This window comes from Bradyrhizobium sp. CW1 (assembly GCF_023100665.1).
Classification (GTDB): Bacteria; Pseudomonadota; Alphaproteobacteria; order Rhizobiales; family Xanthobacteraceae; genus Bradyrhizobium; species Bradyrhizobium canariense_D.
On the sequence record NZ_CP064684.1, the window covers coordinates 725,997 to 751,907 of the forward strand.

A 25,911-nucleotide genomic window follows, 5' to 3' on the forward strand; every position below is an offset into this window, starting at 1 on the left:
CATCAGCCGGCGAACCCGCCGCCGTCGAGGAAGGCCTGCTCGTCCGGGGTGGTGTCGCGGCCGAGCAGATGGTTGCGGTGGGGGAAGCGGCCAAACCGCCGGATGATGTCGGCGTGCTCACGCGCGTATTTCAGATTTTCGGCATTGTCGGTGTTTTGAAACAGCGCGACGCAGTGCAATTGGTCGGGCAGGTGCTCGGAATGCATGAAGGGCAAATAGAGGAATTCGAGCAGGACCGGATCGATCCTTTGATCTGCGCCCCGCGCAATGGCGCGGCGGGCGACGTCGCGCGCCAGCGCATCGCTGGCAAAGGCCTGCGACGTGCCGCGAAACATGTTGCGCGGAAACTGGTCGAGCACGATGACGAGCGCGAGTGCGCCCTCATCGGTCGCCTCCCATGACGAGAGTTCGCCGGCGACCGCCTTCTGCCACAGCGCGAGAAAGCGGCGCCTGATCTCCGCGTCGAATGCGTCGTTGCGCTCGTACCAGGCATCGCGGCCGGCCTCGCGCCAGAAGGCGAGGATGCCGGCCGGACTGATGTTGCCGTCGTCGGTCATGAACGAAAGAGGCGCTTACGCCGCCTCCGCCTTCTTCTCGTCGCGCAGCTGCCGCCGCAGGATCTTGCCGACATTGGTCTTCGGCAGGTCGGTGCGGAATTCGATGTGCTTGGGCACCTTGTAGCCCGTCAGCTGCTCCTGGCAGAACTTGACCAGGGCCTCCGCCGTGAGGTTCGGGTCCTTCTTGACCACGAACGCCTTCACCGCCTCCCCCGACTTGGAATCGGGAATGCCGATGACGGCGCATTCGAGCACCCCGGGGTTGCTCGCGATCACTTCCTCGATCTCGTTCGGATAGACGTTGAAGCCGGAGACCAGGATCATGTCCTTCTTGCGGTCCACGATCTTGGTGTAGCCCTTCTCGTCCATGATGCCGATGTCGCCGGTGCGGAAATAGCCGTCCGCGGTCATCACCTTGGCCGTCTCCTCCGGCCTGTTCCAGTAGCCCGACATCACCTGCGGGCCCTTGGCGCAGATCTCGCCGGGCTGGCCGAGCGGCATCTCGTTGCCGTCGTCGTCGCGGATCGAGATCCAGGTCGAGGGCACGGGGATGCCGATAGTGCCGTTGAACTCCGGATTGGTCGTGGTGTTGCAGGTCAGCGTCGGAGATGTCTCCGACAGGCCGTAGCCTTCGGCGATGGAGCAGCCCGTGATGGCCTTCCACTGCTCGGCGACGGGGCGCTGCACCGCCATGCCGCCACCGTTCGAGATCTTCAGCTTGGAGAAGTCGAGCTTTTTGAAGTCGGGATGATGCATCAGGCCGTTGTAGAGCGTGTTCACGGCAGGGAAGTTGTTGACCTGGTACTTCGCCAATTCCTTGATGAAGCCCGGGATGTCGCGCGGATTGGGGATCAGGAGATTGCAGCCGCCGGCGCGCACCGCGAGAAGGTAGCAGGCTGTCAGCGCGAAGATGTGATAGAGCGGCAGCGCGCAAACGACCATGAGTTGATCCACATGCGGCGGCGCGGCCATCGCCGGCTGCAGCCAGGCGTCGTTCTGCAGGACGTTGGCGACGATGTTGCGATGAAGCAGGGTGGCGCCCTTGGACACGCCGGTGGTGCCGCCGGTATATTGCAGGAAGGCGACGTCGCCGGGTGACAGCTTCGGCTTGTTGAAGGCCAGAGAGCGGCCGGCGGAGATCGCGTCGTTGAAGGACACCGCGCCCGGCAGCGACCATGCCGGCACCATCTTCTTGACGCGGCGGACGACCAGATTGACGATCACTCCCTTGAAGCCGAGCAGGTCGCCCATGCTGCCGACGATGACGTGCTTGACTTGCGTCTTGGCGATCACCTGCTCGACGGTGTGGGCGAAGTTCTCGAGCACGATGATGGCTTCGGCGCCGGAATCCTTGAGCTGGTGCTCGAGCTCGCGCGGCGTGTAGAGCGGATTGACATTGACCACCGCGAAACCGGCGCGCAGCACGGCTGCGGTCGCGACCGGATATTGCAGCACGTTCGGCATCATGATCGCGACGCGGGCGCCGCGTTGCAGGCCGCGCCCTTGCAGATAGGACGCCATCGCCAGCGACATCTGGTCGAGGTCGCGATAGCTGATCGACTTGTCCATGCAGATGAACGCCTTGCGGTCGGCGAACTTGGCGAAGCTCTCCTCCAGGAGGTCGACCAGCGATGAATATTGCGTCGGCTCGATATCGGCGGGGACGCCGGGCGGATATTGCTTAAGCCAGATGCGCTCCATGGAAACTCCCCTCATTGACCAGAGCCCGTTGTGTCTCGGGCTTGCCTCGTTGCCGTCAGTATCGAGCCTGCCGGAACGGGTGGCAAGCGGTCGAGGCTTAGGACAAACGTCAGGGAGTGGCTACCGGAATCCTTGCAAATGGCGCTGCCGCAACTGCGAAGTGCGGCGCGGTCTCGCCTCGCGTCGGCTGTTAACTGTTGTTGGCGGGCTTGGCGGGCTTGGTCGCGGCCTTGGGCTTGGCGGGCTTGGCCGCCTCGCCGCTCACCGCAGGCTTTGCCACCGCATCGGGCTTGGCTGCGGCATGCTTGGTACCGGCCGGCTTAGCTGCGGACTTGCCGTCGGCCGGCTTTGCGGCCGCCGCCGTCTTGGCATCGGGCTTCGCCGCCGCCGTCTTGGCATCCTTCGGCTTGTCTGCCGCGTCGGGCTTTTTGGCGACGCGCGACTTCTTGCCACGCGGCTTTGGCGTGGCCTGCTGGTCGGCATCGGCCGCGACCGCCGCGATCAGGGCGGTCCCGGTGCGGGTCGGACCGGTATACACCAGCACGGGCTCGGCCGCCGCCGGGGCCGAGGCCATCAGCTCGGAGGCCTTCATCAGAGGCGGCTGAAGCCCGGCCGTGAAGAAGGTGACTTGGGCTTCGCCGCCGGTGGCCGAGGCGGACCCGGACGTGCCGCCATTGGCCGCGATCAGCGCGTCGTCATCGTCGCTGGCCGGCCGCTTGCGATGGCCGCCGCACATGTCGTCACGCAGGTTCGGCGGCGAGGCGTCGACCGGGACCAGCTTGTCAACGGTGCCGAGCGAGGGGCGGAGCCAGGTGAGATTATCTTGCGAGAAGCCGCGCTCCAGCAGCTGCGCCGCCTTCACCGCGCGCGCGGTCCCGGAGTTGGCGCCCAGCACGACGGCGATCAGCCGGCGGCCGTTGCGGGTGGCCGACGCGACGAGATTGTAGCCGGAGGCGCAGATGAAGCCGGTCTTGAAACCGTCGGCGCCGGGATAGCGGCCGATCAGCTTGTTGAAATTGCCGGTGACGCGCTTGCCGAAGCGGATTGCCGGAATGTGCACGAAGTACTCGTACTCGGGCAGGTCGCGCAGGAACGAGCGCGCGAGAATGCCAAGATCCCGCGCGGAGGTGATCTGTCCGTCGGCGGGCAGGCCGTTCGGATTGACGTAGCTCGTCTGCGTCATGCCGAGCTTCTGCGCCGTGTCGTTCATCAGCGCCGAGAAACCATCGATCGAACCGCCAACGCCTTCGGCGAGCACGACGGCCATGTCGTTCGCCGATTTCACCATCATCATCTTGAGCGCGTTGTCGACGGTAAGCTGCGTTCCCGGGCGAAAGCCCATCTTCGAGGGCGACTGCGAGGCTGCCGTCGGCGAAACCGTGAGCAGTGTGTCGAGTGTGAGCTTGCCGTCCTTGACCGCCTTCAGCGTCACATAGGCGGTCATGATCTTGGTGACGGAAGCCGGATACCAGGGAATGGTCGCGTTCTCCGCCTGCAGCACCTTGCCGCTATCGGCCTCGATCAGGAGCAGCGCTTCGGCGCTCGCCGCGCGCGGCGCGAGCAACGCGGCACACGCGAGTGCCGCGGCGAACAGGTTGAACAGGGATTGACGAAGCAGCGGGCGAAGAGCGTGCACTATCCGATTCCGGTCCTTGGAGACCCGCCGGTTCCGGTCGGCTCTCCTGATCTGATGTTCGGTTCTGAAATCCAGCGCCGCCGCTTGCGGCGCCGCAAACCTATACCGGCTGGTGCGTCGGGAATAGGGGCATCAGCCGGGTATTCCGCAATGAAATGGGCCGAATTTCGACGATACGATGGGGACTTGCCAAGGCGGCTTGTTAAGGCGACTTGGCGGCCGTCGCGGCAGCCTCAGCCGCTGTCACGCTGGCCCGTGCGTTCTCCTGAACCATGAATTGAGCCCTGGCGAGGTCGGCGAAATGGCCGCCTTTGGCCACGAGTTCATCGAAAGTTCCGCTTTCGATCACGCGCCCGTTCTCGAACACCAGGATACGCGTGGCATTGCGGATGGTGGAGAGACGGTGGGCGATCACGAAGGTGGTGCGGCCCTTCATCACTTCGTCGAGAGCGGTATTCACCTTGGCCTCGGTGACGGCGTCGAGTGCGCTCGTCGCCTCGTCCAGGATCAGGATCGGCGGATCCTTCAGCAGTGCACGTGCGATCGACAGCCGCTGGCGCTCACCACCCGACAGCATCCGGCCCCGCTCGCCGGCATTGGTCTCGAAGCCGCCGCTGCGCTCGATGAATTCGAGCGCCTGCGCGCGCTCCGCCGCCTTGCGCATCTCGGCCTCGGTGGCGTCCGGCTTGCCGACGCGCAAATTCTCCGCGATCGAGCGGTTGAACAGCAGCGCCTCCTGAAAGACCACGCCGATGTTCCGCCGCAGCGATGTCAGCGTCACCCCGCGCACGTCCATGCCGTCGATCCTGATGAGGCCGGACTGCGGATCGAAGGCGCGATGCAGCAGCGCAATCGCCGTCGACTTGCCGGCGCCCGTCGCGCCGACCAGTGCGATGGTCTGGCTGGGAAGCGCGGTGAAGGAGAGGTCCTCGACCGCCGGCCGCTTGCCGTCATAGGAGAAGGTGACGTCGTTGAATTCGACGAGGCCGGAGAGCCGACCCGCATCGATCGCGTCGTGCCGGTCGTGCACCGCAGGAACCGCATCGAGCACGTTGAAGAACTCGCGCAGGCGCGGGGCTTCCATGAACACGTTGTTGATGAAGCTCACGACCTGCTCCAGCTTCTGGATCAGAAGCGTCGCGAAGCTCACGAACATGACGATCTCGCCGACAGAGGTCAGCCCCTGGTCGTGCAGCGCGATGCCGAAAGTGAAGATCGCGAGCACGGTGATCGTGGTGGAGGCGCGCGTGATGACGGTGACGAGTGCCCACCACGACAGCACCGGCATTTGCGCCGCTAGCAACTCGTCGGCGACGGAGCGCAGGCCCTTCACCTCGGATTCGACGCGGACGAAACTCTGCACCAGCGCGACGTTGCCAAGGGCGTCGGACGCGCGCGCGGAGAGCTCGCTGTAGTGCTCCTCCACCTCCATCTGCATGCCGAAGGTTCTGCGCACCACGAAGGTGGTCAGCGCGGTGAAGACGATGCAGAGCACGAACAGCAGGATTGCAAGCCGCCAGTTCAGGTAGAGCGATAGCGGCAGCAGCACCACGACCGAGAGGATCGCGGCAAAATGCTCTCGAAAGAAGCCGACCCATAACCGCCACAGCGCATCTGTGCCGTTCAGCATCACCTTCATCAACCGGCCCGAATGGGTGCCCGAATGGAAGGTCAGAGGCAGCTGCAGGATGTGCTCGAAATAGTCCGTCAGGACCGCCTGCCGCTGGCGGTGGGAGAGCCGGTCGGCCTGCAACGCTACGACCGCGCTGCAGACGATGGTGAACAGTCCGAACGCGACCCATGCAACCAGGAACGGCCAGGCCGAGTTGGAGCCTGCGACCGTCTTGCCGGAGAGCACATCGACGATCCGGCCGAACAGCACCGGTTCGGCGAATTGCGAGCCCGCAAGCAGGAGATTGACGACCGCAAGCAGCCAGCCCAGCCGTGCCTCCTTACCGAGCAGCTCGAGAACGCGGGTGTAGAGGCGGAGAATGGGCATGGGCGAGGAGCTCGGGCGGCTGGAACGGAGTGAGCGCATACTCTAATCAGGGATCGCCCGTGAGATATAGCGGAAGCTGTCGGTTTTGCTCAGTTGATCAACCGCCCTGCAACTGGCGGCAAGAACCCGCTGTCGAAGATGTCGCCCGCCGCCGGCCGGTTGCGGAATTTGAAATCCTGCCCGATCTGGTCGATCGCGCGATCCATGCGCGCCGGGTCGATGTCGCCGAGGCCGTTGCGACGGACCTCGTCCGTCAGGATGTTGTCGACGAGGACGGTGCGCAGCCGCTCCAGCTCAAGATCGCGATCGCCGCCGTCGATGCGGCTCGCGGCTTCGTCCGCCGCACGCGCCGGGTCCTTGACGGTCGCGTTGATGCCGGCGATCAATGCGCGGACGAATCCCTTCACGGTGTCCGGCTTGGCCGCGGCGAAAGCCGGGTTGACCACGACGGCAAAGCCATAGGCCTCGCAACCATAATCGGCATAGCGAAGCGCGACGAGATCGCCGCCTGGCACGCCGCGGTCGCGCAGGTTCACTGCCGAGAGATAGCTGAAGCCGGCGACGGCATCGACCTGTCCCGCGGAGAGGATCGGCTCGCGCACCGCGGCGCTGATCTTGTGGAATTTCACGTGAGCCGTGTCGATGCCGTTCTGCTGCGCCAGCGCCGGCCACAGCCGCATCGACAGATCGCTATCGGCAACGCCGACGGTTTTGCCGTCCAGGTCGGGCAGGAGGTGGATGCCGCGGCTCCTGCGGGCGACGATCGCGTAGGGCGCGCGGTTGAACAGCACGAATACCGCCTTGACCGGGGTCGCATCCTTGTCGCGGAAGCGGATCAGCTCGTTGATGTCGACGAGCGCGAGCTCGCTGTTGCCCTTGGCGACGCGCGCAAGCGCCTCCGGCGATCCGGCCGCGCTGCTGAAGGAGACGTTGAGACGTTCGGCGCCGAAGCTGCCGTCCTTGGCGGCAAGAAAGAACGGCGCCATGCTCGCATCGATCGGGCGGTCGAAGGTGAACTGGATCGCAATGGAGGGCACGACGGTCTCGGCCGCGGTAGCATCGCGCGCAGTCAGCACCGCAAGCGAGATTGCAGCGGCCAGCAGACCGCGAAGAGCAATTGTCGTGAATTCGAACATCAGTCGCGCCGGTCCGGTGTTGTTATGGCTTGGTGACGCTCGGAGCGCCGGCTGGCGACAAGCTTGTTCGCGCCAACATGAACGGCGGATGAGCGGCGGTTGCGTCACGATCACGCAACCCCGTTCAGCTTGTGTTGGGGTTGGGGAACCCAACATGGGATGCGGGTGTTTGAGAGACACGAGCCTGTCATCAGGCACCATTCGAGGTCCCAAGGAGGGTCCAGGACATGTTTGACAGATTTTCAGGATTTGCCGGCCGTAAGGCCGTTCTCGCTACCGCCGCGGTGCTGGCGCTGACCGCAATAACCCCGACCGCTTCCTACGCGGGCGGCCGTCATTGGCATGGTGGCGGCGGTGGCGCGGCGGCTGCTGCAGCGTTTGCCGGCATCGTCGGCACCGGTCTTGCGATCGCCGCGACCCGCAACGCCTACGCCTATGACGATGGCCCCTATTATGGCGGCCCCGCCTATTACAGCGGCCCTGCCTATTACGGCGACGGCCCGTATTACGGACCCGGCCCGAACTACCAGTATCAGCGTTACGGCGGCACGGCTCCGTCGGAGCTCTGCGGCCAAGGCCACCGCACCAACTGCTACTAGTTTTGGCCACAACAAAAGGTTGACCACAAACGGGCCGTCGTGCTTGCCGCGGCGGCCCCTTTTTGGGCTCTACTATCGCGCGTTAACGCGCTGGCCATGGGTTTAGAGTAGCGTCGCGTACATGAGTGATTCGCTTGAGCGGCTATATCTGGCTGTGCTCGCGGCCAGGGACCTTGATCCGGCAACATCGCGCACAGCGCGGCTGTTTCAGCGCGGCCCGTCAAAAATGGCGAAGAAGCTGGCTGAAGAGGCCATCGAGGTCGTCATCGACGCGGTCAACGGCGATAGCGAAGCCGTGATCCGGGAAAGCGCAGATCTACTCTACAATCTGACCGTGCTCTGGGCCTCGGCCGGCGTGCGCCCCGAGGACGTCTGGCGCGAGATGACGCGGCGTGAAGACATGCTCGGCATCGCCGAGAAACTGCCGAAGTCGGCTATGAAACTGCCCAAAGTTGCGTCACCGCGTGTCGCCGCCAGGCGGCCAATCGTCGCGCTCGAAGGCCGCACCGCGCGCAAGCGCCACTAGTATTGGCACAAATCGGTCCCATCTCGGCATGGACAAATCCGTCCCATGGTGCTTCATCGCGGCGCCATGCTGAAACGTATTTACGACTGGTGCATCGACGCCGCTCACAAGCCTTACGCGCTCTGGATCATGGGCGCCGTGGCTTTCGCTGAAAGCTCCTTCTTTCCCGTCCCGCCGGACGTGATGCTGATCCCGATGTCACTGGCGCGCCCGCAACGCGCCTGGGTCTATGCGGCGATCTGCACTGCGACGTCGGTGCTGGGTGGCCTTCTGGGCTACGCTATCGGTGCGCTGCTCTTCGACTCGGTCGGCCATTGGCTGATCGAAGTCTATGGCCTCGGCGGCAAGGTCGACGCCTTCCGCGCCTCCTATGCCGAATGGGGCGCCGTGATCATCCTGCTCAAGGGCCTCACGCCGATCCCCTACAAGCTCGTGACCATCACGTCCGGCTTTGCCGGCTACAATCTCGGGCTCTTCATCCTGTGCTCGATCGTGGCGCGTGGCGGGCGCTTCTTTATCGTGGCGATCCTGCTAAACCGCTACGGCGACTGGATCCGGATCAAGATCGAGAAGCATCTCGGATTGGTGGTGGCAATCGGCGCCGCGGTGCTCGTGCTCGGCTTTGTCGTCGCAATCAAATTGATCTAACGCCCAAGGCGCTTTGCCACCGCGCCTCGTTCGGCTACGGTTGCCGCCATGATGCTTCGATCCGGCAATCCGGTCCTGCGACTGGGCACGCTGACATTTGCGGCGCTTTCGGTCCTGCTCGCTGCCGGCGGTACCGGATGGCCGCAATCCGCACCGCCGGCGCTCGGCTTGCAGGAGCAAGGACCGCAGGCCGCACCGGCGCCCTCGACAGCTCCTTCGTCGCCGCCGGCGCACGAGGAAAACCCCGGGCTGATCAACGAAATGGGCAAGCTGTTCGAAAAGCTGCCCTCGATCCTGCCGCCGATCAAAAGCCCGAGCGAGACCATGAACGATTTGTCGCGCCTGGCGAAGCCGTCGACCATGGTGTCGGGACGCGTGGCCTGTCCGGCCTCGTCGAACGGCGCGCCCGACTGCAAGCTCGCCGCCGACAAACTCTGCCAGAGCAAGGGCTACACGGAAGGCAAGAGCCTGAATGCCGACTCCGCGGAAAAGTGCTCGGCCAAGGTTCTGATCCCGGGCAGGCAACGCAAACCGGATGACTGCCGCACTGATACCTTCGTCACCAGCGCGCTGTGCCAGAACTGAGGACGTCGCGCGAGCAAGCAAGGAGCGCCCATGAGCCGCACGGAGCAGGACTTCCTCGGACAGCGTGAGATCGCCGACGACATCTATTACGGCGTCCAGACCATCCGCGGGAAGGAGAACTTCCACATCACCGGCATTCCGATGAACCAGGAGCCTTACTTCGTGAAGGCGCTTGGTTACGTCAAGAAGGCCGCCGCCATGGCCAACCGCGATCTCGGCGCGGTGGACACCAAAGTCGCGGAAGCCATCATCGTGGGCTGCGATCGCGTCATCGCCGGCGATATGATGGACCAGTTCGTCACCGACTTCATCCAGGGCGGGGCCGGCACCTCCACCAACATGAACGCCAACGAGGTGATCGCCAATCTCGCGCTGGAATCGCTCGGCTTTGCCAAGGGCGACTACCAGCACGTCAGCCCCAACGATCACGTCAATTACGGCCAGTCCACCAACGACACCTATCCGACCGCCTTTCGGCTGGCGCTGATCCTGCGGCTCGAGAGCTACATGACGGCGCTGCGTCAGCTCCAGGAGGCGTTCTTCGCCAAGGGCAGGGAGTTCGAGCGCGTGCTGAAGATGGGCCGCACCCATTTGCAGGACGCGGTGCCGATGTCGCTCGGCGCCGAATTCCGCGGCTGGGGCACCACCATGGGCGAGGAGGTCGATCGAATCTCCGAGGCCCGCGCGCTGCTGCGCGAGATCAATCTCGGCGCCACCGCGATCGGCACCTCCGTCACCGCGGCGCACGGCTATCCCAAGCTCGCGGTCCGGCATCTGAGCGCGCTCACCGGCGTCGACTTCATCCTAGCAGGCGATCTCGTGGAGGCGACGTCGGATACAGGCGCCTATGTGCAGCTCTCCGGCGTGCTCAAGCGCACCGCGAGCAAGCTGACCAAGATCTGCAACGACATCCGCCTGCTCGCCTCGGGCCCGCGTGCCGGCTTCAACGAGATCAACCTGCCGCAGCTTCAGCCGGGCTCCTCGATCATGCCCGGCAAGGTCAATCCTGTCATCCCCGAGGTCGTCAACCAGACTAGCTTCCTCGTGATCGGGCTCGACACCACCGTGACGCTCGCGGCGTCCGCGGGTCAGCTCCAGCTCAATGTGATGGAGCCGGTGATCTCGTTCGCGCTGTTCTTCTCGATCCGCACCATGGAGCGCGCGGTCAACAGCCTGCGTGAGAATTGCGTCGTCGGCATCACTGCCAACGAGGAGCACACCCGCAACATGGTGCTGAATTCGCTCGGTATCGTCACGGTGCTGAAGCCGCTGCTCGGCTACAAGGAATGCGCCGAGATCGCGCGCGAGGGCTACAAGAGCGGCAAGTCGCTGCATCAGATCGTCGTCGTCGAGCGCAAGCTGCTGACCCAGGAGAAATGGGACGAGATGTTCTCGTTCGAGCGGCTGATCAATCCGGATTTGCTTGCGTGATGTCGTCGGTCCGCGCTGAATTCCGCGGCTTGGAATTGCGGTAACGGCGTCCCTCCACGGCGCTAAAACGCAATACTTGACAGTGGAAAGATTGCCTTGTTGGTATGGCTCCCAACTTCGATGTGACCGCCAACAGAGGATCGTCTCGCAATGTCCATGCCTGCCTTGTTCAAGGGACGCCTGTCGATCCCCGTGATCGGTTCGCCGCTCTTCATCATCTCGGTGCCCGATCTCGTGATCGCGCAGTGCAAGGCGGGCGTGGTCGGCTCGTTTCCGTCGCTGAACGCGCGGCCGCCGGAGCTGCTTGACGAGTGGCTGGCGCGCATCACCGAAGAGCTCGCGGCCTATGATCGCGCGCATCCCGACAAGCCGTCGGCGCCGTTTGCGGTCAACCAGATCGTGCACAAGTCGAACAACCGGCTCGATCACGACATGCAGCTTTGCGCCAAGTACAAGGTGCCGATGATTATCTCCTCGCTCGGCGCACGCGAGGAGCTCAATCAGGCCGTGCACGGCTGGGGCGGCATCGTCTTCCACGATGTGATCAACCAGAAGTTTGCGCACAAGGCGATCGAGAAGGGCGCCGACGGCCTGATCCTGGTCGCCGCGGGCGCCGGCGGCCATGCCGGCACGATCTCGCCATTGGCGTTCGTCGCCGAGACGCGAAAATGGTTCGACGGCCCGATCGCGCTGTCGGGCGCGATCGGCAACGGCAAGGCGATCCGCGCCGCGCGCATACTTGGCGCCGACTTTGCCTATATCGGCTCGGCCTTCATCGCCACCAAGGAAGCCAATGCCGTCGACAAATACAAGGAGATGATCGCGGGCGCGACGGCTGACGACATCGTCTATTCCAACCTGTTCACCGGCGTGCACGGCAACTATCTGAAGCCGTCGATTCTCGCCGCCGGTATGGATCCGGAGAACCTGCCGACGTCAGATCCCTCCAAGATGAACTTCGGCACCGACGCCTCCGGCGAGCGCGCCAAGCCAAAAGCCTGGAAGGAAATCTGGGGTTCGGGCCAGGGCGTCGGCAGCATCGACGGCATCGTGCCAGCCGCCGAAATGATCGCGCGCTTCAAGAAGGAATACGACGAGGCGGTCGATCCGCCGTTGTGAACTTCGCCGGGACGACAGCTTTTGCTCAGCACCGAATGTGCATCACGGAGAAACGATGCCTCCCATCTACCGCATCGACGGCGACAGCGTCGTCACCAGCCCGGATGCCGCGGGCCCGTGGGACCGGCGTATGCAGCACGGTTCGGCGCCGGCCGCGCTGGTGACGTGGGCGGCTGAGCGCATTCCGACGCCAGTTGCAATGGACATCGCGCGCGTCACCATCGACCTGATGCGCCCGGTGCCGGTGGCACCACTCACGATCGCGACCGAGATCTTGCGCGAGGGCCGCAAGATCCAGCTCTGCGGAGTCAAGCTGCTCGCCGACGGCGTCCAGGTGGTCGGCGCCACCGTGCTCAAGATCAAGCGCCAGGCGCTGACGCTGCCCGAGCACGTCAAGGCGCTGCCGGTTACGCTGCCGTCGCCGGAGGACTCGCTGCTCGAGGACGGTCATGCCGCTACCAGCCCGTTCGTACGTTCAGTCTCGATGCGCGCTGCGCGCGGCCGCTTCGGGCAAGCCGGCGCCGGCGCGATCTGGTTTCGCGTCGACCATCCCCTGATCGCGGGCGAACCGCTCTCCCAGGCGACGCGCGCCGTGGTCGCGGCCGATTTTTCCAACGGCACCGCCTCGTCGCTCGATTTCCGCGCCTGGACCTACATCAACGCTGACCTCACCGTGAGCTTTGCGCGCCAGCCGGTCGGCGAATGGATCCTGCTCGACGGTGATTCCTGGATCGGCCCCGATGGTGCCGGGCTTGCGATGTCGCGGCTCGCCGACCGGCAGGGCTATTTCGGCCGAGCCGTGCAAAGCCTGGTGATCGAGAAGCGGTGAGGCACCTTATCTATCCCACCATCCGGCCCCGCCCGCTCCAAAAGCTCGCGCGCAGCATCTTCTTGTCGACCTTGCCGACGCCGGTCATCGGGAGTTGCTTGACGAACTGGATCTGCTTCGGTGCATGAGCCGAGCCTTTTCGCGTCTTCACCAGATTGATCAGTTCATCGGCGTCAGGTTTTGCGCCTTCGCGCAGGACGACGACAGCGGTCACGGCCTCGCCCCATTTCTCGTCGGGGATGCCGACGACCGCAACCATGGCCACATCGGCGTGCTGTGACAGCACGTCTTCGATTTCCCGCGGAAAGATGTTGAAGCCGCCGGAGACGATCATGTCCTTCTTGCGGTCGAGGATGAACATGTAGCCGCGATCGTCCTTACGAGCGATGTCGCCGGTGTGCACCCAGCCGTTCTTGAGCGTCTCGGCGGTGGTGTCGGGCCGCTTCCAGTACTCCGCCATCGCATGCGGAGCGCGCACGCAGATTTCGCCGGCCTCGCCCGTCTTCACCTCCTGGTCGTTGTCGTCGAGGATCTTGACCTCGCACGCCGCGATCGGGAAGCCACAGGACAGGAACAGTTCGGGCCTTTTGGGATCGTGATCCGCCTTGCGCAGCACCGAGATTGGGTAGCATTCGGTCTGGCCGTAGAGCTGCGAGAACACCGGCCCGATCCGTTCGATGCCCTCGACCAGCCGGCTCGGCGACATCGCGGAGGCGCCGTAGAGCACCAGCTCGAGCGAGGAGAGGTCGGTCCTGCTCAATGCGGGATGATCGAGCAGCACATAGACCATGGTCGGCACGAACAGCGTGAAGTTGATGCGCTCGCGTGCGATAGTCCCCAGCACCGCCTCGGGATCGAAACCCTTCAGCATGTGCACGGTGCCGCCCCGCATCAAGGTCGGTAGCACTTTCGTGCCGGCGACATGGCTGATCGGTGCCACCGCGAGGTAGCGCGCGCCATCGGGAATCTCGAAGTCGGCGAGGATCGCGGCCGCGGCTCCGGCATTTTCGCGGTGGTAGCGCAACGCGCCCTTGGATTTGCCGGTGGTGCCACCGGTGTAATTCAGCGTGGAGAGGTCGTCGGGTCGGGCGAGGCAATGCGCGCTGGCATGGCCTTCGATCTCGATCGCCTGCAAGAGATCGACGCCATAGTTGGCCGGTCCCGTGGTGAACACCGCCTTGAGCCAGGTCGCCTGCGCGGCGAGCTCGCCGCCGCGATCGTGGAAGGCGGCCGCATCGACCACCAGCACCTCGGCCTCGGAATCCTCGAGCTGGAACATCTGGTCTCCCGGCGATCCCAAAGGATGCAGCCAGGTGACGCAGAGCCGCGACAATTGCGCGGCAACGCCGGCGCACCAGGTGTCGGCGCGGTTCGCGGTGAGGAAGGCGACCCGCGCGCCGGGCTGCAATCCAAGCCGCATGAACACGCCCTGGATGCGCCCGATCAGGTCGATGGTGCCCTGATAGCTCAGCGATCCGCCGGGCCACGCGAACGCGGTTCGGCCCGGATAGCGCGACAGCGCCCGCAGCGCCTGCGCGCAAGTCGGGGACGATGCATGGAGCGGATCGGACATATGTTTCCTCGCTGCTTTGTTATCGGCTTCCGGCGTGCCAATGTTTACCGCGACGCTAGCACAGGGAATGCGGGATGGAACGACTAAGCCCGCGCGAGGGAGGCACGCGTGACGTCAGATCGGCTGCAACATTTCCACGGTCGTCTCGCCCTGCCGCTGATTGCCGCGCCGATGTTTCTGGTGTCGGGCGTCGAGCTCATGGTCGCGGCCTGCCGCAACGGCGTGATCGGCAGCTTCCCCACCGCGAATTGCCGTAGCACCGAACAACTCGATGAATGGCTCACCGACATCGAAGCGCGGCTGCGGCGGCATGAAGATCAAACCGGCCGAAAGGCCGCGCCGCTTTGCCCAAACCTGATCGTGCACCGCTCCAATGCACGGCTGGAGCAGGATCTCGCCGTGTTGCTGCACCACAGGCCGGAGATCGTCATCACCTCGGTCGGCTCGCCCACGACGGTGCTCAAGCCGCTGCACGACGTCGGCGCATTGGTGCTTGCGGATGTTGCCTCGATCCGCCACGCCGAACGCGCGGCGGAAGCAGGTGCCGACGGGCTCGTGCTGCTTACCGCCGGCGCGGGCGGGCAAACCGGCTGGCTCAACCCGTTCGCCTTCGTCCGCGCGGTGCGTGCGTTCTACGATGGCATCATCGTGCTCGCGGGGGGCATCAGCGACGGCCACGCATTGCGCGCGGCCGAAGTGCTCGGCTGCGATCTCGGCTACATGGGTACGAAGTTCATCGGGACGCGGGAGAGCATGGCGGATGAGCGTCACAAGCAAATGCTGGTCGACGGCAGCGCGGACGACATCTTGCTGACCACCGCGTTCACGGGCCTGCAGACCAGCATGCTCAAGCCGTCGATCCTGGCAGCCGGTCTCGACCCCGACGATCTGCCGGCGCGCGGTGCAATCGACGTCGGCAAGGACATCGAAGTCAACGCGCGCGAGAGCCGCCCCGAGCGCTGGCGCGATATCTGGAGCGGCGGGCATTCGATATCGGGTGTAACCGAAGTGATGGAGGCCAACGATCTCGTCGCGCGGACGGTCGCGGAGTATCGAGAGGCGGGTGGCCGCCTCTCCCCGTAAAAACCGGAGACCGACAGGGCCCGTCCCCTCCATCACAGTTAGTCGAGCGCTCCTTAGAAGCGGTCACTTAACGGCAGATTAACCATCGATCGCCCAGAATCCCCTCAGGCGCCAATCAGGACCGAGAGGGACAGGCGATGGACTTCGACTTTCTCAACGCCAAGACGGCGGCTTCGCTGGACGAAATTCGCGTTCGCGTGGCCCATGCGCTGGCCCGCCACCCGCTGTGCCGCAATGTTCGCTTCGACATCGTCAGCGTCCCCCGCACCCGCCGGGGCGGCAATTGGACGGTGGCGCTGCAATCGGTCGAGCCGCGTGGAGTCTGGGAGGCCTCGGAGATCGTGGCCGACATCCAGGACGCTTACGATCTGGCGCTAGCTGCTTGATTTTGTTGACCTTTCCAGATCATGTCGCCGCAGTCCGCGCGATTGCCGCCGCGATGGCACGGTTAAGCCTTAATTTTCGCCCAGTTTGCGGGCAGTGATCACGTGGACTTGAAGCCGGTTGCGGAGAGACGTTTGTCGAAAGCCATCACCATCGTCGTGCTGACCTGCTTCCTCGTCCTCGGCGCCGCCACCACCGCCATTCTCGGCCGCGATAGCGTGCCCAGCGTCAGCGCCGAAATGATCACGCAGGCGCCGGCGCCCAAGCTGCTTGCAACCAATCGGGCCGCCAAGGCCGACCGTCTGGTTCCGACGCTGGCGCTAGCCTCGGCCGCCATCGACCCGGTTCAGGTTCCGGCGGACAAGCTCTCGCAAATGCCCGTGCTGACCGAGCCGCTGCGTCAGGCGTTTGCCGCCGCCACGCCATCCGATTTCCCGATGCCCAAGGCGAGCGTGAACGAGGCTCCGGCCGCTGCAGAGATTCCTGCCGTCGAAGTCCCGGCCAAGCCGAAGGTCGTCGCCAAGCCGCAGCCGCAGAAATCCTATTCGCTGTTGTCCGACGTACAGATTGCGGGCATCAGAGACCGTCTGAAGTTGTCGTCGTCGCAGGAATATTACTGGCCGTCGGTCGAGACCGCGCTGCGCAACGTTGTCCGCAAGATCTCGGCAAACAAGCTGTCCAATCCGAACGTGCAGGGCGTGCCGATCGATCCCAATTGCGACGAGGTCCAGCAGTTGAAGTCGGCCGCGATGCCGCTGCTGTTCCAGCTGCGTGACGACCAGAAAGAGGAAGTGCGCAAGCTCGCCCGCATCATTGGGCTCGAGAAGGTGGCGCAGCAGATCTGACGCGCAAGTTCCTTCCGGAACTGCGGCTATATCGGGAACATCCTGCAATTGACAAGCGTTGCCCGCTCCAAAGAGGGAGTGGACCAATGCGCGCCTCGACAGCCTATTTCGTCGGTGCAGGAACCATCGTCGCAGCCATCGCCATTGGTCTCGGCGGCGGCATTGTCGCCGGCAATATCATGAATCCGGTCTCGCCCAAGCAGGGGCCTGATACCAGCAAGATCGCGCAGCGCGCTGACGCCAAGCCCGCCACGACGGAAGCGCCATCCGAGCGCCTGCAATATCTCACCGGCTCGCAAGCCTTCGGCGCCATGGTCGCCGCGCCAGCGCAGGCCGAAGCCAAATCCGACGCCAAGGCCGAGTCCAAGCCTGAGGCAAAGTCCGAAGCGGTGAAGCCCGACACGCAGACCACTCAAGCCAACGCTGAACAGCCAGCGCAACAGCCTTCGCAGGCGGCAGCGGTGGAGCCCCCGAAACCGCCACCGGCGTCGCCTCCGCAAGTCGCAAAGCCTGCCGAGCGGCAAGCATCGACAGAGCCGTCATCCTCATCCGACAACGCCTATGCCAAGGCCAGGGATTCTGACGTCAAGCGCGCCACGTCTGAACGGCGCCGGACGGAGCGCCGTGAGCGCTGGGCCGAGCGCCGCCACTACGATTTCCGCGATCCGCGTGGGATGCGCGACCGCACCGATTGGGACGACGTCGCGCGCAACATCCGCGAAGATGCCGATGCGCGCGAGGTCCCGAGCAGGCCGCGCGGCGGCTTTCCGCAGATCAGGCTATTCGGCGACGACGATTAGCGTCCATCCTCGCCGTCGTGCGCGCGCCCGACCTATGACCGGCGCATCGACGTCTATGGCCTGACGGCTTTGACGCCGCCGAGATTTGTGTTGTGGACGCGAGCACTCACCCGCCGTGTGACTCCACGACCTTGCGGCAGCCGTCCGAAAGCTTCGACTTGTTCTCGCGCAGGCAGGCATTCATCTGTGGCGGCTTGCCGATATGTTCGGCGCAGAATTTGTTCGCGTCGCTTCGGCAGGTCATCTGCTCCTGCGGCGTCGGACCGGATTGCGCAGCGGCGGTCTGGGCGGTAGCGGCGAGCAGCAGCACGGCAAGAACCGAGATCTTCATAAAACACCTCCTTGGGAATGTCGTTGGTCCCGCCTGGGATCAAGCGGGCCGGACCATCTCGCGAGCGCCGGGCGCAGGTCCATGCCATGTTCATGGCATCGGCCAGCCCCTCCCGCCGCCGTACCCCCATTTTCATGGCATGTATCAGCGCGCCGTCTTTTGTCATTCAGGCTGCACGTCGGCCGCGAGACCCGGTGATTGCATCGGGACGCCGAACGGGAAGCAGGAGAGCAAGATGTCGAAAAGAGCGGGAGCGCTGAGCGCCGGGCTGACAATTTTGGCGCTGGCAGGTGCGGCGACGGTCTCGCTGGGCACGAGCCCGGCGCAGGCGGTGGTCTATTGCAAGACGGTCGGCATACCCAAGGGCTGCGTGGTGCGGCCGAGAGCGGCAGTGGTCGCTGCGCCGGCCGCCGCAGTCGCGGTCGCGACACCCGGGGTCGGTGCGCCCGGTGTCGGCGTGCGCGCGGGCACGCCGATGAATCGCGGTGGTCCGGTCAATCGCGTCGGCGTGCGCTGAGAAAGACGAAAGAGTTCGGGCGAAGGAGCATTGCGGACGAACCCCCGTCTTCCGCAGGCAAATCATCCGGCCCGTCCCTCTCTCCGCGCGTCCCACACGTTCGGAGAGGGGGCTTTTCAGCCGACGGCGGCACCGCTGTCGGGGAAAATCTGCGGCAATTGCAGCCGCACGCGCGTGCCTGAGGAATCCGAGCTCAGATCGAGCATCGCCCCGCAGCGCGCGGCACGGCTCCTCATGTTGCGAAGCCCCCGCGCGGTCTGGCCCGCGTCGGTGGCTCTGCCGCTGCCGACCGGCGCAGAACCGTTCGCAAAGCCCTTGCCATCATCCGCGACCTTGATCACACCGAACGGCCCCTGACCTTCGTCGACCGTCTCGATGGTGACCGCGATGCGGCGGGCCTGTGCGTGCTTGACCGCATTGGTCACGGCCTCGTCGAGGATGCGCACGATCTGGATGACATGCCATGGCCTGAGCTCGGGATGCAGCGGCAGCCCCTGCGGCGTGGCCACGTGCCAGTCGAGCGCGATGTCGTGCGGTCGCAATTGCGCGGTCGCTCGCTCGCGCCAGGAGCCGAGTGCGAGCATCAGGTCGCCGCCGATGTCGTCCATGGAGTCGATGACGAGGCGGAGGTCCTTCAGCGCCGCACGGGCAGCGTCGGTGATGGTCGCGCCCTCGTGCCCGCGCTCGGACAGTGCCACGATGCTGATGAGCTGGCCGCCGAGGCCGTCATGCAGGTCGCGCATCAGCCGCGTGCGCTCATTGGCGAGCGCGGCTGCCCTTGCGCGCTCCTCCTCGCGGGCAAAGCTCGCCTTCAGCCGCTCCTCGGCCTCACGTACGCGCGTCACGAGCTGGTCGGCAAAGCTGTCGACCTGGTTCAGCGCGCGCGCGAACCGCCAGGTCAAGCCGGCGCCGATCGCGACCAGCATCGCCGAGTAGGACAGGCGCGAGAGGAAGATGCGCTCGTCGGTCACGATCTCGAACACCGACAGCATGTCGTGGACCCAGCAGATCAGCACGATGGTCACCGCGCAGCCGAGCGTGAAGCTTGCCGCGTCCTGCCGCCGCACCACCGCGGCAGCGGTGACGCAGGCCATCAGGAGCAGGCAGAGACCGACGGTAGGAATGCCAAGCAGGAGAAACAGAATGCGCGGCAGCGGCGGGCCGGCGATCAGTCCGACGCCGAACACGACGAGCCCCGGCGCGAACAGCAGCATGCCGTAGCGCGGCCAGCGCCAGCCGAAGAACAGCACGCCGAAGACGACGACCAGGGCGCTCTCGATCGGTGCGGACGCGAGCAATACCGCGGCGAGCCGGGACGTGTTGAGGGGGGGCACCGGTGGCGGCGCAAAGGCCTGCACTACGCCGAGTACCATCGCCACGGCCAGCACGCCGTAAACCGGCTCGCGGCGGCGCATCAGCCACATGATCGCCAGGATGACGGCGAGGATCGACTGCCAGGCGGAGAACACCACGGGCAACGTGACGAACATCAGCGTGCGTGTCTCGTAGGCCGGCCGCAAGGCCGCATCCAGCCCGACATAGACGGTGTCGAGAAAGCCCTTGAGCGGTCCCCAAACCAACAGCCGTACCGCGATCTCGTTCGTGCCCTCGCGCAGCAGCGAGGACGGGATCGCCCCGATTTGCGGAGTGTTGCGGTCGGGTCGGTTGGCGTTGGCATCGCGTCGGGAATCCAGGATGACGACGCCGTTGATTGAGACTTCCACCGCGTTGCTGAAGCGCGGCAGGAATACCGACCATCCCGACGCGACATCGCCGCGGCGGAACGTGAAGGCGCCGGTGTAGAGCGGCGGGTCGGCCAGGGAATAGCGTGACGACGTGAAATGCGGCAGCGTCACGGGACGTGCCACGCCGTCCTCGCGCAGCGAGAATTCGCTCAGCGCAAAGTCGTCGGGGTCGCTGGGCTGGAGCAGCCGCAGCCCGAGGACGGTCGCGACCACTATCAGCGCCTGCAGCAGCAGATAGGGCACGAGACGCGAGACCAGCAGCCGGCGCCGCCCGGGTTTGACCGGTGCCTTGGCCACGATCTCGCTCACAGCTTGATCAGGCCCTGCTGCACCGCTTCGAACACCGCTTCGCTGCGGGTGTGCACTTCGAGCTTGCGATAGATGTTCTTGATGTGGCCGGGCACGGTCTGCCGGGACAGGCCGAGATGGCTTGCGATCTCGGCGTAGCTGAAACCTTTGGCAATGCCCCAGAGGATGTCGATCTCGCGTGGGGTGAGCCTTGCGGTGTTGAGCGCGGGGCCCGGCGGAGGCTCGGCCGCATTCTGCGCGGAACCTTGCGTCCTGCGCACGATGAAGCGGGCGATCGAGGCCGAGATCGGCGAATGGCCGGCGACAAGATCGCGCACGGTGGTGGCGATATCAGTGGGGAACGCATCCTTCAGGAGATAGCCGGTGGCGCCAACCGTGATCGCGGAGATCACACTTTCTTCGTCGCCGAGCGCCGAGATCACCATGATCTCGGTGTCGGGAAAGCGTTGCCTTGTCTCGCGGATCAGCTCGACGCCGTGGCCGTCGGGCAGCCGCAGATCGGTGAGCAGCACGCGCGGCACAGCCGCGCTCAGCGCCGAACGAGCCTCTCCCAGCGTACCGGCGCTTCGCACCTCGTAGCCGGCCTTGACCAGCGCGTCCTGGAGCCGCCAGCAGGTCGGCGCGTCGTCCTCGACGAGGAGGATGGTGATGGCTTCACCCGTCTCGCCCTGTTCGGTCATGATCATCGTCGTCCTGCACCGCGTGTCCCCCGCGGCGCAGGGCCAAGTTTAGCCGCGGTGCGGGCGCCGCGACACCCATAATCATGGGGGCGCAAGGCATCGGTCTGGCGTTCCCGACGCGATGCCTACTGCTTCGTCGCACTGGCTCGTCCGGCGGCATGGGCGGGCCCGGCAGTCGCTGCACCAGATGCGCGGTACCGGCATTGTTCTTGTAGAACTGCTGATACGGCTCCTTGATCAGGTCGAGCTTCGTCGGCCGCAGTCATGCCGCCGGAGGTTTGGCCTGACGCCCACGGCGGCACCGGGAAGTGAGATAGGCCACAGACGGGTTGACTTACGGGAGGAGACCCTCGAAATCATCCCGGAGCCAGCCTAGGGCTCCTTGACGGAATGAAGCCTGCACCATGGTCGGATTGATCCTCCCGGCTCCGATGTCACGCCTGCAGCGTCTGGCCGGCCGTGTTGCGCTGGCGATTGCTCTGATGCTGGCAGCGGCGACGACCGCGCAGGCCGACAAGCGAGTGGCGCTGGTCCTTGGTGTGTCCAACTACCAGAGCGTCGCGCGGCTGGCCAATCCCGACAGCGACGCGGCCGCCATCAGCGACGTGTTCAAGCGGATGGGGTTCGATATCGTGGAGCTTCGCCGCGATCTCGGCGTCATCGAGATGCGGCGGGCGGTGCGCGATTTTGCTGCGGTTGCCGCGGATTCCGACATGGCCGTGGTCTATTACGCCGGTCACGGCATCGAGGTGAACGGCGCGAACTTCCTGATTCCGGCAGATGCCAGGCTGCAGAGCGATTTCGACGTCGAGGACGAGGCGGTCCCGCTGGACCGGATTCTCCAGGCGATAAATCCGGCGAAGCGGCTGCGGCTCGTCATCCTCGATGCCTGCCGCGACAATCCATTTGCAGAGCGGATGACACGCAGTGTCGCCACGCGTTCGATGGGCCGCGGCCTCGCCAAGATCGAGCCCGCCACGGCGGATACGCTGATTGCGTTCGCCGCCAAGGCCGGCGCGGTCGCCGGCGACGGCGACGGTGCGCACAGCCCGTTTGCGACCGCGCTCTTCAATCATTTGGCGACACCGGGCCTCGACCTTCGCCTGACGCTTGGCCGGGTTCGCGACGAGGTGCTCAAGAGCACGGGGCGGCGGCAGGAGCCCTTCGTCTACGGATCGCTCGGCGGCGACACCGTGGCGCTGGTGCCGCTGATTGCCCCAAAGGTCGATCCGGACGCGGAGTCCCAGCGAGACTACGAATTTGCGGCGCAGATCGGCACAAGGGAGGCGTGGACCTCGTTTCTCGGCGTTCACGGTAGCGGCCCCTACGCTGTGTCTGCTCATGCGGCCCTCGACAAGCTGGATGCGGCGGAGAAGGCCCGTGAAAAGGCAGACCTGCTGAGGCGGCAAGCCGAACAGCAAGCCAGGCAGAAGAACGAGGATGTCAAGAAGCAGATCGAGGAGCAGGCTGCGCGCCAGGCCGAGCAGGCGAAGCTCCAGGTCTCAGAACAGGCCCGGCGCGATCTGGAGAAGGAGCGCCAACGCATCGCCGAGCAGGCCAAGCGCGAGCTCGACGATGCCCGGCGGCAGGTTGCGGAGGCGCGCCGGCAGGCGGAGGATGCGGCCCTTCAGGTCGAGCAGGCAAAGAAGCAGGCCGCGCTGGACGCGCAGCAGCAGATCGAGGCCGCAAGGCGCGAACAGGAACAGCGCGAGCGGGAGCGACAGGCCACACTCGCCGCGCTAACTCCGCCGGCTGCGCCTGCCCCTGCGTCGGTTGTCGTGCCGGCAATGGATCCGGCGGATATTGCACGCCTGCTCCAGGCCCATCTGAAGCGCGTCGGCTGCGATCCCGGGACCACCGACGGTGCCTGGACGGCGCCGTCGCAAAAGGCGCTCGACAATTTCAACCGAAACGCCGGCACCAGATTCGACGTCAAAGTTGCCAGCCTCGATGCGCTCGATGCGGTGCGCGGCCGGCCCGATCGTGTCTGTCCGCTGGTGTGCGCCAAGGGACAAAAGGCAGAAGGCGATCGTTGCGTCCAGATCGTCTGCGACGGCAATGACGTGCTGGATGCCCAGAGCACGTGCCGCCGGCGTCCCGATCCGCCGCCGCAGAAGCCAAAGGCGGTATCGCGCCAGGAGCCGAGCCCGCGCGGTCGCGCACGTCCGTCCGGCGGAGCCGATTCATGCGGAGGCAGCTGTGAGGGTGATTGAGACCGGTGCCGAGAGCACGGTGCTTCGGCAGCTCACAGGCTGGGAACGACGTTGACGTTGACTTTCAGATTCAGGAACGTGCGCTTGCCGGCGCCGTCCTCGAAGTAGAGTCTGCTCTCGAAATGGTCGCTGCCGGTAAAGCCGGAATTCGGCCGGTACACAGCCTTCGTCGAGTTGACCAGGCTGTAAGATCCGTTCGCCGGAGAGACGACGACGTCCTGGCCCACGAACGGACCCAGGGATTGGAAATTGAACCCGCAACCGCGGTCTTGCGCGACCCGCATCGGGATGACGACATTACAACCCTGGCAGATGTTGAAATGCGGGCGACGGCAAGCTGCGTTGGCATTCAAGCCGTGGGCGTTTCCGTAGCTCTTGTAGCCCGGGCGCATCTTGTCGGCGCTCGCAGTGCCGGAAAGAAGCAACGAGGCGCTGGTTACAATCGACAATACAACTGTCATGAAAGGACGGATCATTCTGAAAACCCCTTGGCGGCCAACGAAGCAAAAGCGATTTATGCCGACATAGAAGCTCAAGCGCCCCGGGGAGGCAAGTATCTGCGGAAGGTTGCTGGACAGCTTCCCAATGCCATGCCCCTTCCACTATCATTTCGAACAGGGAGTCGCCCGGCAGGACACTGCGCGGCGGCAACCGTCTCGCCTGACGGCCGGGCCTGATGTGTGATCGATGGCACAGACCCGAGGGCGGACCGCTATCGAAATAGTACTCATATCGATTGCAGCCACATTGCTGACGCGTGGAGCGAAGCCTGCATCATGATCCGATTGAGCCCTTCAGTCCCGATGTTGCGTTCAAGCCGGTTGGTCTGCCGGCTTGCGCTGTCGATGTTGTGGATGCTGGCAGCGGCGACGACCGCGCAGGCCGACAAGCGAGTGGCGCTGGTCCTTGGTGTGTCCAACTACCAGAGCGTCGCGCGGCTGGCCAATCCCGACAACGACGCCGCCGCCATCAGCGACGTGTTCAAGCGGATGGGGTTCGATATCGTGGAGCTTCGCCGCGATCTCGGCGTCATCGAGATGCGGCGGGCGGTGCGCGATTTTGCTGCGGTTGCCGCGGATTCCGACATGGCCGTGGTCTATTACGCCGGTCACGGCATCGAGGTGAACGGCGCGAACTTCCTGATTCCGGCAGATGCCAGGCTGCAGAGCGATTTCGACGTCGAGGACGAGGCGGTCCCGCTGGACCGGATTCTCCAGGCGATAAATCCGGCGAAGCGGCTGCGGCTCGTCATCCTCGATGCCTGCCGCGACAATCCGTTTGCAGAGCGGATGACACGCAGTGTCGCCACGCGTTCGATGGGCCGCGGCCTCGCCAAGATCGAGCCCGCCACGGCGGATACGCTGATTGCGTTCGCCGCCAAGGCCGGCGCGGTCGCCGGCGACGGCGACGGTGCGCACAGCCCGTTTGCGACCGCGCTCCTCAATCATTTGGCGACACCGGGCCTCGACCTTCGCCTGACGCTTGGCCGGGTTCGCGACGAGGTGCTCAAGAGCACGGGGCGGCGGCAGGAGCCCTTCGTCTACGGATCGCTCGGCGGCGACACCGTGGCGCTGGTGCCGCCGGTTGCACCGCCGATCGATCCGAACGCGGGAGCCCGGCGGGATTATGAGCTTGCGGCGCAGGCCGGCACCAAGCAGGCCTGGCTTTCCTTTCTCGCCGTTCATGCCACCGGCATCTATGCCAACTTTGCGCATGCGGCGCTCGACAAGCTCGAGGCCGCAGAAAAAATCAGCGAAAACGCCGATGCCGTACAGCGGCAGGCCGAGCAGCAGGTCCGGCAGAAGAGCGACGATTTCAGGAAACAGATCGAGGAGCAGGCGGCGCGTGAGACGGAACGGGCCACGCAGCAGATCTCCGAGCAGGCCCGGCGCGATCTGGAGAAGGAGCGCCAACGCATCGCCGAGCAGGCCAAGCGCGAGCTCGACGATGCCCGGCGGCAGGTTGCGGAGGCGCGCCGGCAGGCGGAGGACGCGGCCCTTCAGGTCGAGCAGGCGATGAAGCAGGCCGCGCTGGAGGCGCAGCAACAGATCGAGGCGGCGAAGCGCGAGGCAGACCGGCGCGAGAAGGAGCGCCAGGCTACGCTTGCCGCTCTGACCCCGCCCGCCGCGCCCGCTGCTGCTCTCGCCGTGGCGCCGACTAGCGTGCCAGCGATGGATCCTGCGGACATCGCCCGCTTGCTCCAGGCGCACCTGAAGCGTGTCGGTTGCGATCCCGGTGCGGCCGATGGCGCCTGGACTGCACCGTCGCAAAAGGCGCTCGACAGCTTCAACAGATATGCCGGTACGAAATTCGACGTGAAGGTCGCAAGCCTCGACGCGCTCGATGCGGTGCGCGCCCGGCCCGATCGCATCTGCCCGCTGGTTTGTGCGAGGGGGCAAAAGGCGGTTGGCGACCGCTGCGTCCAGATCGTCTGTGACAACAAATTCGTGCTGGACGCCCAGGGCGTGTGCCAGCGGCGTCCCGATCCGTCGCCCCAGAAACCAAAGGCGGTGTCCCGCCACGAACCGAGCCCGCGCGCGCCGTCTGCTCCGGCCAGCAGCGAGGGCGGCAAATGTCATACCTATGGCGGAAAACAGTACTGCCAGTGATGCGGCGTTGCTCGCCCTGGGTTGACGGGGTGGCGAGATCCTCGCGTCCGTCCAGG

The 25,911-nt window shown here is 65.2% G+C and carries 24 protein-coding genes; 14 read left to right on the plus strand and 10 right to left on the minus strand.

Features of this window, described 5'->3' with window-relative positions:
* Positions 1 to 2: 2 nt before the first annotated feature.
* The 5 genes from IVB54_RS03430 to IVB54_RS03450 all read right to left on the minus strand — a co-directional run bounded on the left by IVB54_RS03430 (position 3) and on the right by IVB54_RS03450 (position 7,029).
* A complete protein-coding gene (locus tag IVB54_RS03430; protein WP_018453140.1) occupies positions 3 to 557 on the minus strand; it encodes a DUF924 family protein in 555 nt (184 codons plus the stop codon).
* Positions 558 to 572: 15 nt separating this feature from the next.
* A complete protein-coding gene (locus IVB54_RS03435) occupies positions 573 to 2,258 on the minus strand; it encodes a long-chain fatty acid--CoA ligase (protein WP_018453141.1) in 1,686 nt (561 codons plus the stop codon).
* 190 nt (positions 2,259 to 2,448) lie between these two features.
* Positions 2,449 to 3,894, minus strand: a complete 1,446-nt coding sequence (locus IVB54_RS03440; protein ID WP_085361117.1) for a D-alanyl-D-alanine carboxypeptidase family protein — start codon at positions 3,892 to 3,894, stop codon at positions 2,449 to 2,451.
* A gap of 202 nt (positions 3,895 to 4,096) precedes the next feature.
* Positions 4,097 to 5,893 (minus strand): glucan ABC transporter ATP-binding protein/ permease, encoded by a 1,797-nt coding sequence (locus IVB54_RS03445; RefSeq protein WP_247360881.1) that lies wholly within the window; start codon positions 5,891 to 5,893, stop codon positions 4,097 to 4,099.
* A gap of 89 nt (positions 5,894 to 5,982) precedes the next feature.
* Positions 5,983 to 7,029, minus strand: a complete 1,047-nt coding sequence (locus IVB54_RS03450) for an ABC transporter substrate-binding protein (RefSeq protein WP_247777071.1) — start codon at positions 7,027 to 7,029, stop codon at positions 5,983 to 5,985.
* Positions 7,030 to 7,256: 227 nt separating this feature from the next.
* On the opposite strand from IVB54_RS03450, the gene IVB54_RS03455 reads away from it, so the two are divergent.
* From IVB54_RS03455 to IVB54_RS03485, 7 genes are all read left to right on the plus strand, one after another.
* Complete coding sequence (locus IVB54_RS03455; RefSeq protein WP_018453145.1) at positions 7,257 to 7,628, plus strand: hypothetical protein; 372 nt, start codon at positions 7,257 to 7,259, stop codon at positions 7,626 to 7,628.
* A gap of 121 nt (positions 7,629 to 7,749) precedes the next feature.
* Positions 7,750 to 8,154 (plus strand): phosphoribosyl-ATP diphosphatase, encoded by a 405-nt coding sequence (hisE, locus tag IVB54_RS03460; RefSeq protein ID WP_007597487.1) that lies wholly within the window; start codon positions 7,750 to 7,752, stop codon positions 8,152 to 8,154.
* A 45-nt stretch (positions 8,155 to 8,199) separates the two neighbouring features.
* Positions 8,200 to 8,802: a YqaA family protein gene (locus tag IVB54_RS03465; protein ID WP_085385485.1), complete on the plus strand. Its 603-nt coding sequence runs from the start codon at positions 8,200 to 8,202 to the stop codon at positions 8,800 to 8,802.
* Between the two features lie 48 nt (positions 8,803 to 8,850).
* Positions 8,851 to 9,387, plus strand: a complete 537-nt coding sequence (locus IVB54_RS03470; protein WP_018453147.1) for a hypothetical protein — start codon at positions 8,851 to 8,853, stop codon at positions 9,385 to 9,387.
* A 30-nt stretch (positions 9,388 to 9,417) separates the two neighbouring features.
* Positions 9,418 to 10,818, plus strand: coding sequence for an aspartate ammonia-lyase (locus tag IVB54_RS03475; RefSeq protein WP_018453148.1), 1,401 nt, complete (start codon positions 9,418 to 9,420; stop codon positions 10,816 to 10,818).
* A 150-nt stretch (positions 10,819 to 10,968) separates the two neighbouring features.
* Complete coding sequence (locus IVB54_RS03480; protein ID WP_018453149.1) at positions 10,969 to 11,937, plus strand: nitronate monooxygenase family protein; 969 nt, start codon at positions 10,969 to 10,971, stop codon at positions 11,935 to 11,937.
* Positions 11,938 to 11,992: 55 nt separating this feature from the next.
* The gene (locus IVB54_RS03485; protein WP_247299252.1) at positions 11,993 to 12,766 is read left to right on the plus strand and encodes a thioesterase family protein; all 774 of its coding nucleotides are present in this window, start codon (positions 11,993 to 11,995) and stop codon (positions 12,764 to 12,766) included.
* A gap of 10 nt (positions 12,767 to 12,776) precedes the next feature.
* Here IVB54_RS03485 and IVB54_RS03490 read toward each other — a convergent pair whose 3' ends face one another.
* Positions 12,777 to 14,339 (minus strand): AMP-binding protein, encoded by a 1,563-nt coding sequence (locus IVB54_RS03490; RefSeq protein WP_247360883.1) that lies wholly within the window; start codon positions 14,337 to 14,339, stop codon positions 12,777 to 12,779.
* A 108-nt stretch (positions 14,340 to 14,447) separates the two neighbouring features.
* On the opposite strand from IVB54_RS03490, the gene IVB54_RS03495 reads away from it, so the two are divergent.
* The 4 genes from IVB54_RS03495 (at position 14,448) to IVB54_RS03510 (ending at position 17,451) form a co-directional block, all read left to right on the plus strand.
* Entirely contained in the window at positions 14,448 to 15,422 is a 975-nt protein-coding gene (locus tag IVB54_RS03495) for a nitronate monooxygenase (protein ID WP_018453151.1), read from the plus strand.
* 137 nt (positions 15,423 to 15,559) lie between these two features.
* Positions 15,560 to 15,808, plus strand: a complete 249-nt coding sequence (locus IVB54_RS03500; RefSeq protein ID WP_018453152.1) for a hypothetical protein — start codon at positions 15,560 to 15,562, stop codon at positions 15,806 to 15,808.
* 132 nt (positions 15,809 to 15,940) lie between these two features.
* A complete protein-coding gene (locus IVB54_RS03505; protein ID WP_018453153.1) occupies positions 15,941 to 16,651 on the plus strand; it encodes a hypothetical protein in 711 nt (236 codons plus the stop codon).
* Between the two features lie 86 nt (positions 16,652 to 16,737).
* Positions 16,738 to 17,451 (plus strand): hypothetical protein, encoded by a 714-nt coding sequence (locus IVB54_RS03510; protein WP_018453154.1) that lies wholly within the window; start codon positions 16,738 to 16,740, stop codon positions 17,449 to 17,451.
* A gap of 106 nt (positions 17,452 to 17,557) precedes the next feature.
* Here the strand turns inward: IVB54_RS03510 and IVB54_RS03515 are convergent, their stop codons facing one another.
* On the minus strand, positions 17,558 to 17,782 hold the full coding sequence (locus IVB54_RS03515; protein ID WP_018453155.1) for a cysteine rich repeat-containing protein: 225 nt from the start codon (positions 17,780 to 17,782) through the stop codon (positions 17,558 to 17,560).
* 235 nt (positions 17,783 to 18,017) lie between these two features.
* On the opposite strand from IVB54_RS03515, the gene IVB54_RS03520 reads away from it, so the two are divergent.
* Positions 18,018 to 18,299 (plus strand): hypothetical protein, encoded by a 282-nt coding sequence (locus IVB54_RS03520; protein WP_026232471.1) that lies wholly within the window; start codon positions 18,018 to 18,020, stop codon positions 18,297 to 18,299.
* A gap of 116 nt (positions 18,300 to 18,415) precedes the next feature.
* Here IVB54_RS03520 and IVB54_RS03525 read toward each other — a convergent pair whose 3' ends face one another.
* Positions 18,416 to 20,353 (minus strand): ATP-binding protein, encoded by a 1,938-nt coding sequence (locus IVB54_RS03525; protein ID WP_247299254.1) that lies wholly within the window; start codon positions 20,351 to 20,353, stop codon positions 18,416 to 18,418.
* On the minus strand, positions 20,350 to 21,033 hold the full coding sequence (locus IVB54_RS03530; protein ID WP_018453158.1) for a response regulator transcription factor: 684 nt from the start codon (positions 21,031 to 21,033) through the stop codon (positions 20,350 to 20,352). The genes IVB54_RS03525 and IVB54_RS03530 overlap by 4 nt, the downstream gene beginning before the upstream one ends.
* A gap of 404 nt (positions 21,034 to 21,437) precedes the next feature.
* On the opposite strand from IVB54_RS03530, the gene IVB54_RS03535 reads away from it, so the two are divergent.
* Positions 21,438 to 23,246, plus strand: coding sequence for a caspase family protein (locus IVB54_RS03535; RefSeq protein WP_247360887.1), 1,809 nt, complete (start codon positions 21,438 to 21,440; stop codon positions 23,244 to 23,246).
* Positions 23,247 to 23,278: 32 nt separating this feature from the next.
* On the opposite strand, the gene IVB54_RS03540 is transcribed toward IVB54_RS03535, so the two are convergent.
* On the minus strand, positions 23,279 to 23,722 hold the full coding sequence (locus IVB54_RS03540; RefSeq protein ID WP_204512507.1) for a hypothetical protein: 444 nt from the start codon (positions 23,720 to 23,722) through the stop codon (positions 23,279 to 23,281).
* A 327-nt stretch (positions 23,723 to 24,049) separates the two neighbouring features.
* On the opposite strand from IVB54_RS03540, the gene IVB54_RS03545 reads away from it, so the two are divergent.
* Entirely contained in the window at positions 24,050 to 25,855 is a 1,806-nt protein-coding gene (locus IVB54_RS03545; RefSeq protein WP_247482680.1) for a caspase family protein, read from the plus strand.
* Positions 25,856 to 25,911: the final 56 nt, after the last annotated feature.

Excerpts from the sequence above, each read along its gene's own strand:
- IVB54_RS03475 (WP_018453148.1), top strand. The coding sequence starts at position 9,418 with ATGAGCCGCACGGAGCAGGACTTCCTCGGACAGCGTGAGATCGCCGAC.
- IVB54_RS03535 (WP_247360887.1), top strand. The coding sequence starts at position 21,438 with ATGGTCGGATTGATCCTCCCGGCTCCGATGTCACGCCTGCAGCGTCTG.
- IVB54_RS03430 (WP_018453140.1), bottom strand. The coding sequence starts at position 557 with ATGACCGACGACGGCAACATCAGTCCGGCCGGCATCCTCGCCTTCTGG.
- hisE (WP_007597487.1), top strand. The coding sequence starts at position 7,750 with ATGAGTGATTCGCTTGAGCGGCTATATCTGGCTGTGCTCGCGGCCAGG.
- IVB54_RS03530 (WP_018453158.1), bottom strand. The coding sequence starts at position 21,033 with ATGACCGAACAGGGCGAGACGGGTGAAGCCATCACCATCCTCCTCGTC.
- IVB54_RS03470 (WP_018453147.1), top strand. The coding sequence starts at position 8,851 with ATGATGCTTCGATCCGGCAATCCGGTCCTGCGACTGGGCACGCTGACA.
- IVB54_RS03515 (WP_018453155.1), bottom strand. The coding sequence starts at position 17,782 with ATGAAGATCTCGGTTCTTGCCGTGCTGCTGCTCGCCGCTACCGCCCAG.
- IVB54_RS03545 (WP_247482680.1), top strand. The coding sequence starts at position 24,050 with ATGTTGCGTTCAAGCCGGTTGGTCTGCCGGCTTGCGCTGTCGATGTTG.
- IVB54_RS03450 (WP_247777071.1), bottom strand. The coding sequence starts at position 7,029 with ATGTTCGAATTCACGACAATTGCTCTTCGCGGTCTGCTGGCCGCTGCA.
- IVB54_RS03465 (WP_085385485.1), top strand. The coding sequence starts at position 8,200 with ATGGTGCTTCATCGCGGCGCCATGCTGAAACGTATTTACGACTGGTGC.
- IVB54_RS03435 (WP_018453141.1), bottom strand. The coding sequence starts at position 2,258 with ATGGAGCGCATCTGGCTTAAGCAATATCCGCCCGGCGTCCCCGCCGAT.
- IVB54_RS03540 (WP_204512507.1), bottom strand. The coding sequence starts at position 23,722 with ATGATCCGTCCTTTCATGACAGTTGTATTGTCGATTGTAACCAGCGCC.
- IVB54_RS03485 (WP_247299252.1), top strand. The coding sequence starts at position 11,993 with ATGCCTCCCATCTACCGCATCGACGGCGACAGCGTCGTCACCAGCCCG.
- IVB54_RS03455 (WP_018453145.1), top strand. The coding sequence starts at position 7,257 with ATGTTTGACAGATTTTCAGGATTTGCCGGCCGTAAGGCCGTTCTCGCT.
- IVB54_RS03480 (WP_018453149.1), top strand. The coding sequence starts at position 10,969 with ATGTCCATGCCTGCCTTGTTCAAGGGACGCCTGTCGATCCCCGTGATC.
- IVB54_RS03510 (WP_018453154.1), top strand. The coding sequence starts at position 16,738 with ATGCGCGCCTCGACAGCCTATTTCGTCGGTGCAGGAACCATCGTCGCA.
- IVB54_RS03520 (WP_026232471.1), top strand. The coding sequence starts at position 18,018 with ATGTCGAAAAGAGCGGGAGCGCTGAGCGCCGGGCTGACAATTTTGGCG.
- IVB54_RS03445 (WP_247360881.1), bottom strand. The coding sequence starts at position 5,893 with ATGCCCATTCTCCGCCTCTACACCCGCGTTCTCGAGCTGCTCGGTAAG.
- IVB54_RS03500 (WP_018453152.1), top strand. The coding sequence starts at position 15,560 with ATGGACTTCGACTTTCTCAACGCCAAGACGGCGGCTTCGCTGGACGAA.
- IVB54_RS03490 (WP_247360883.1), bottom strand. The coding sequence starts at position 14,339 with ATGTCCGATCCGCTCCATGCATCGTCCCCGACTTGCGCGCAGGCGCTG.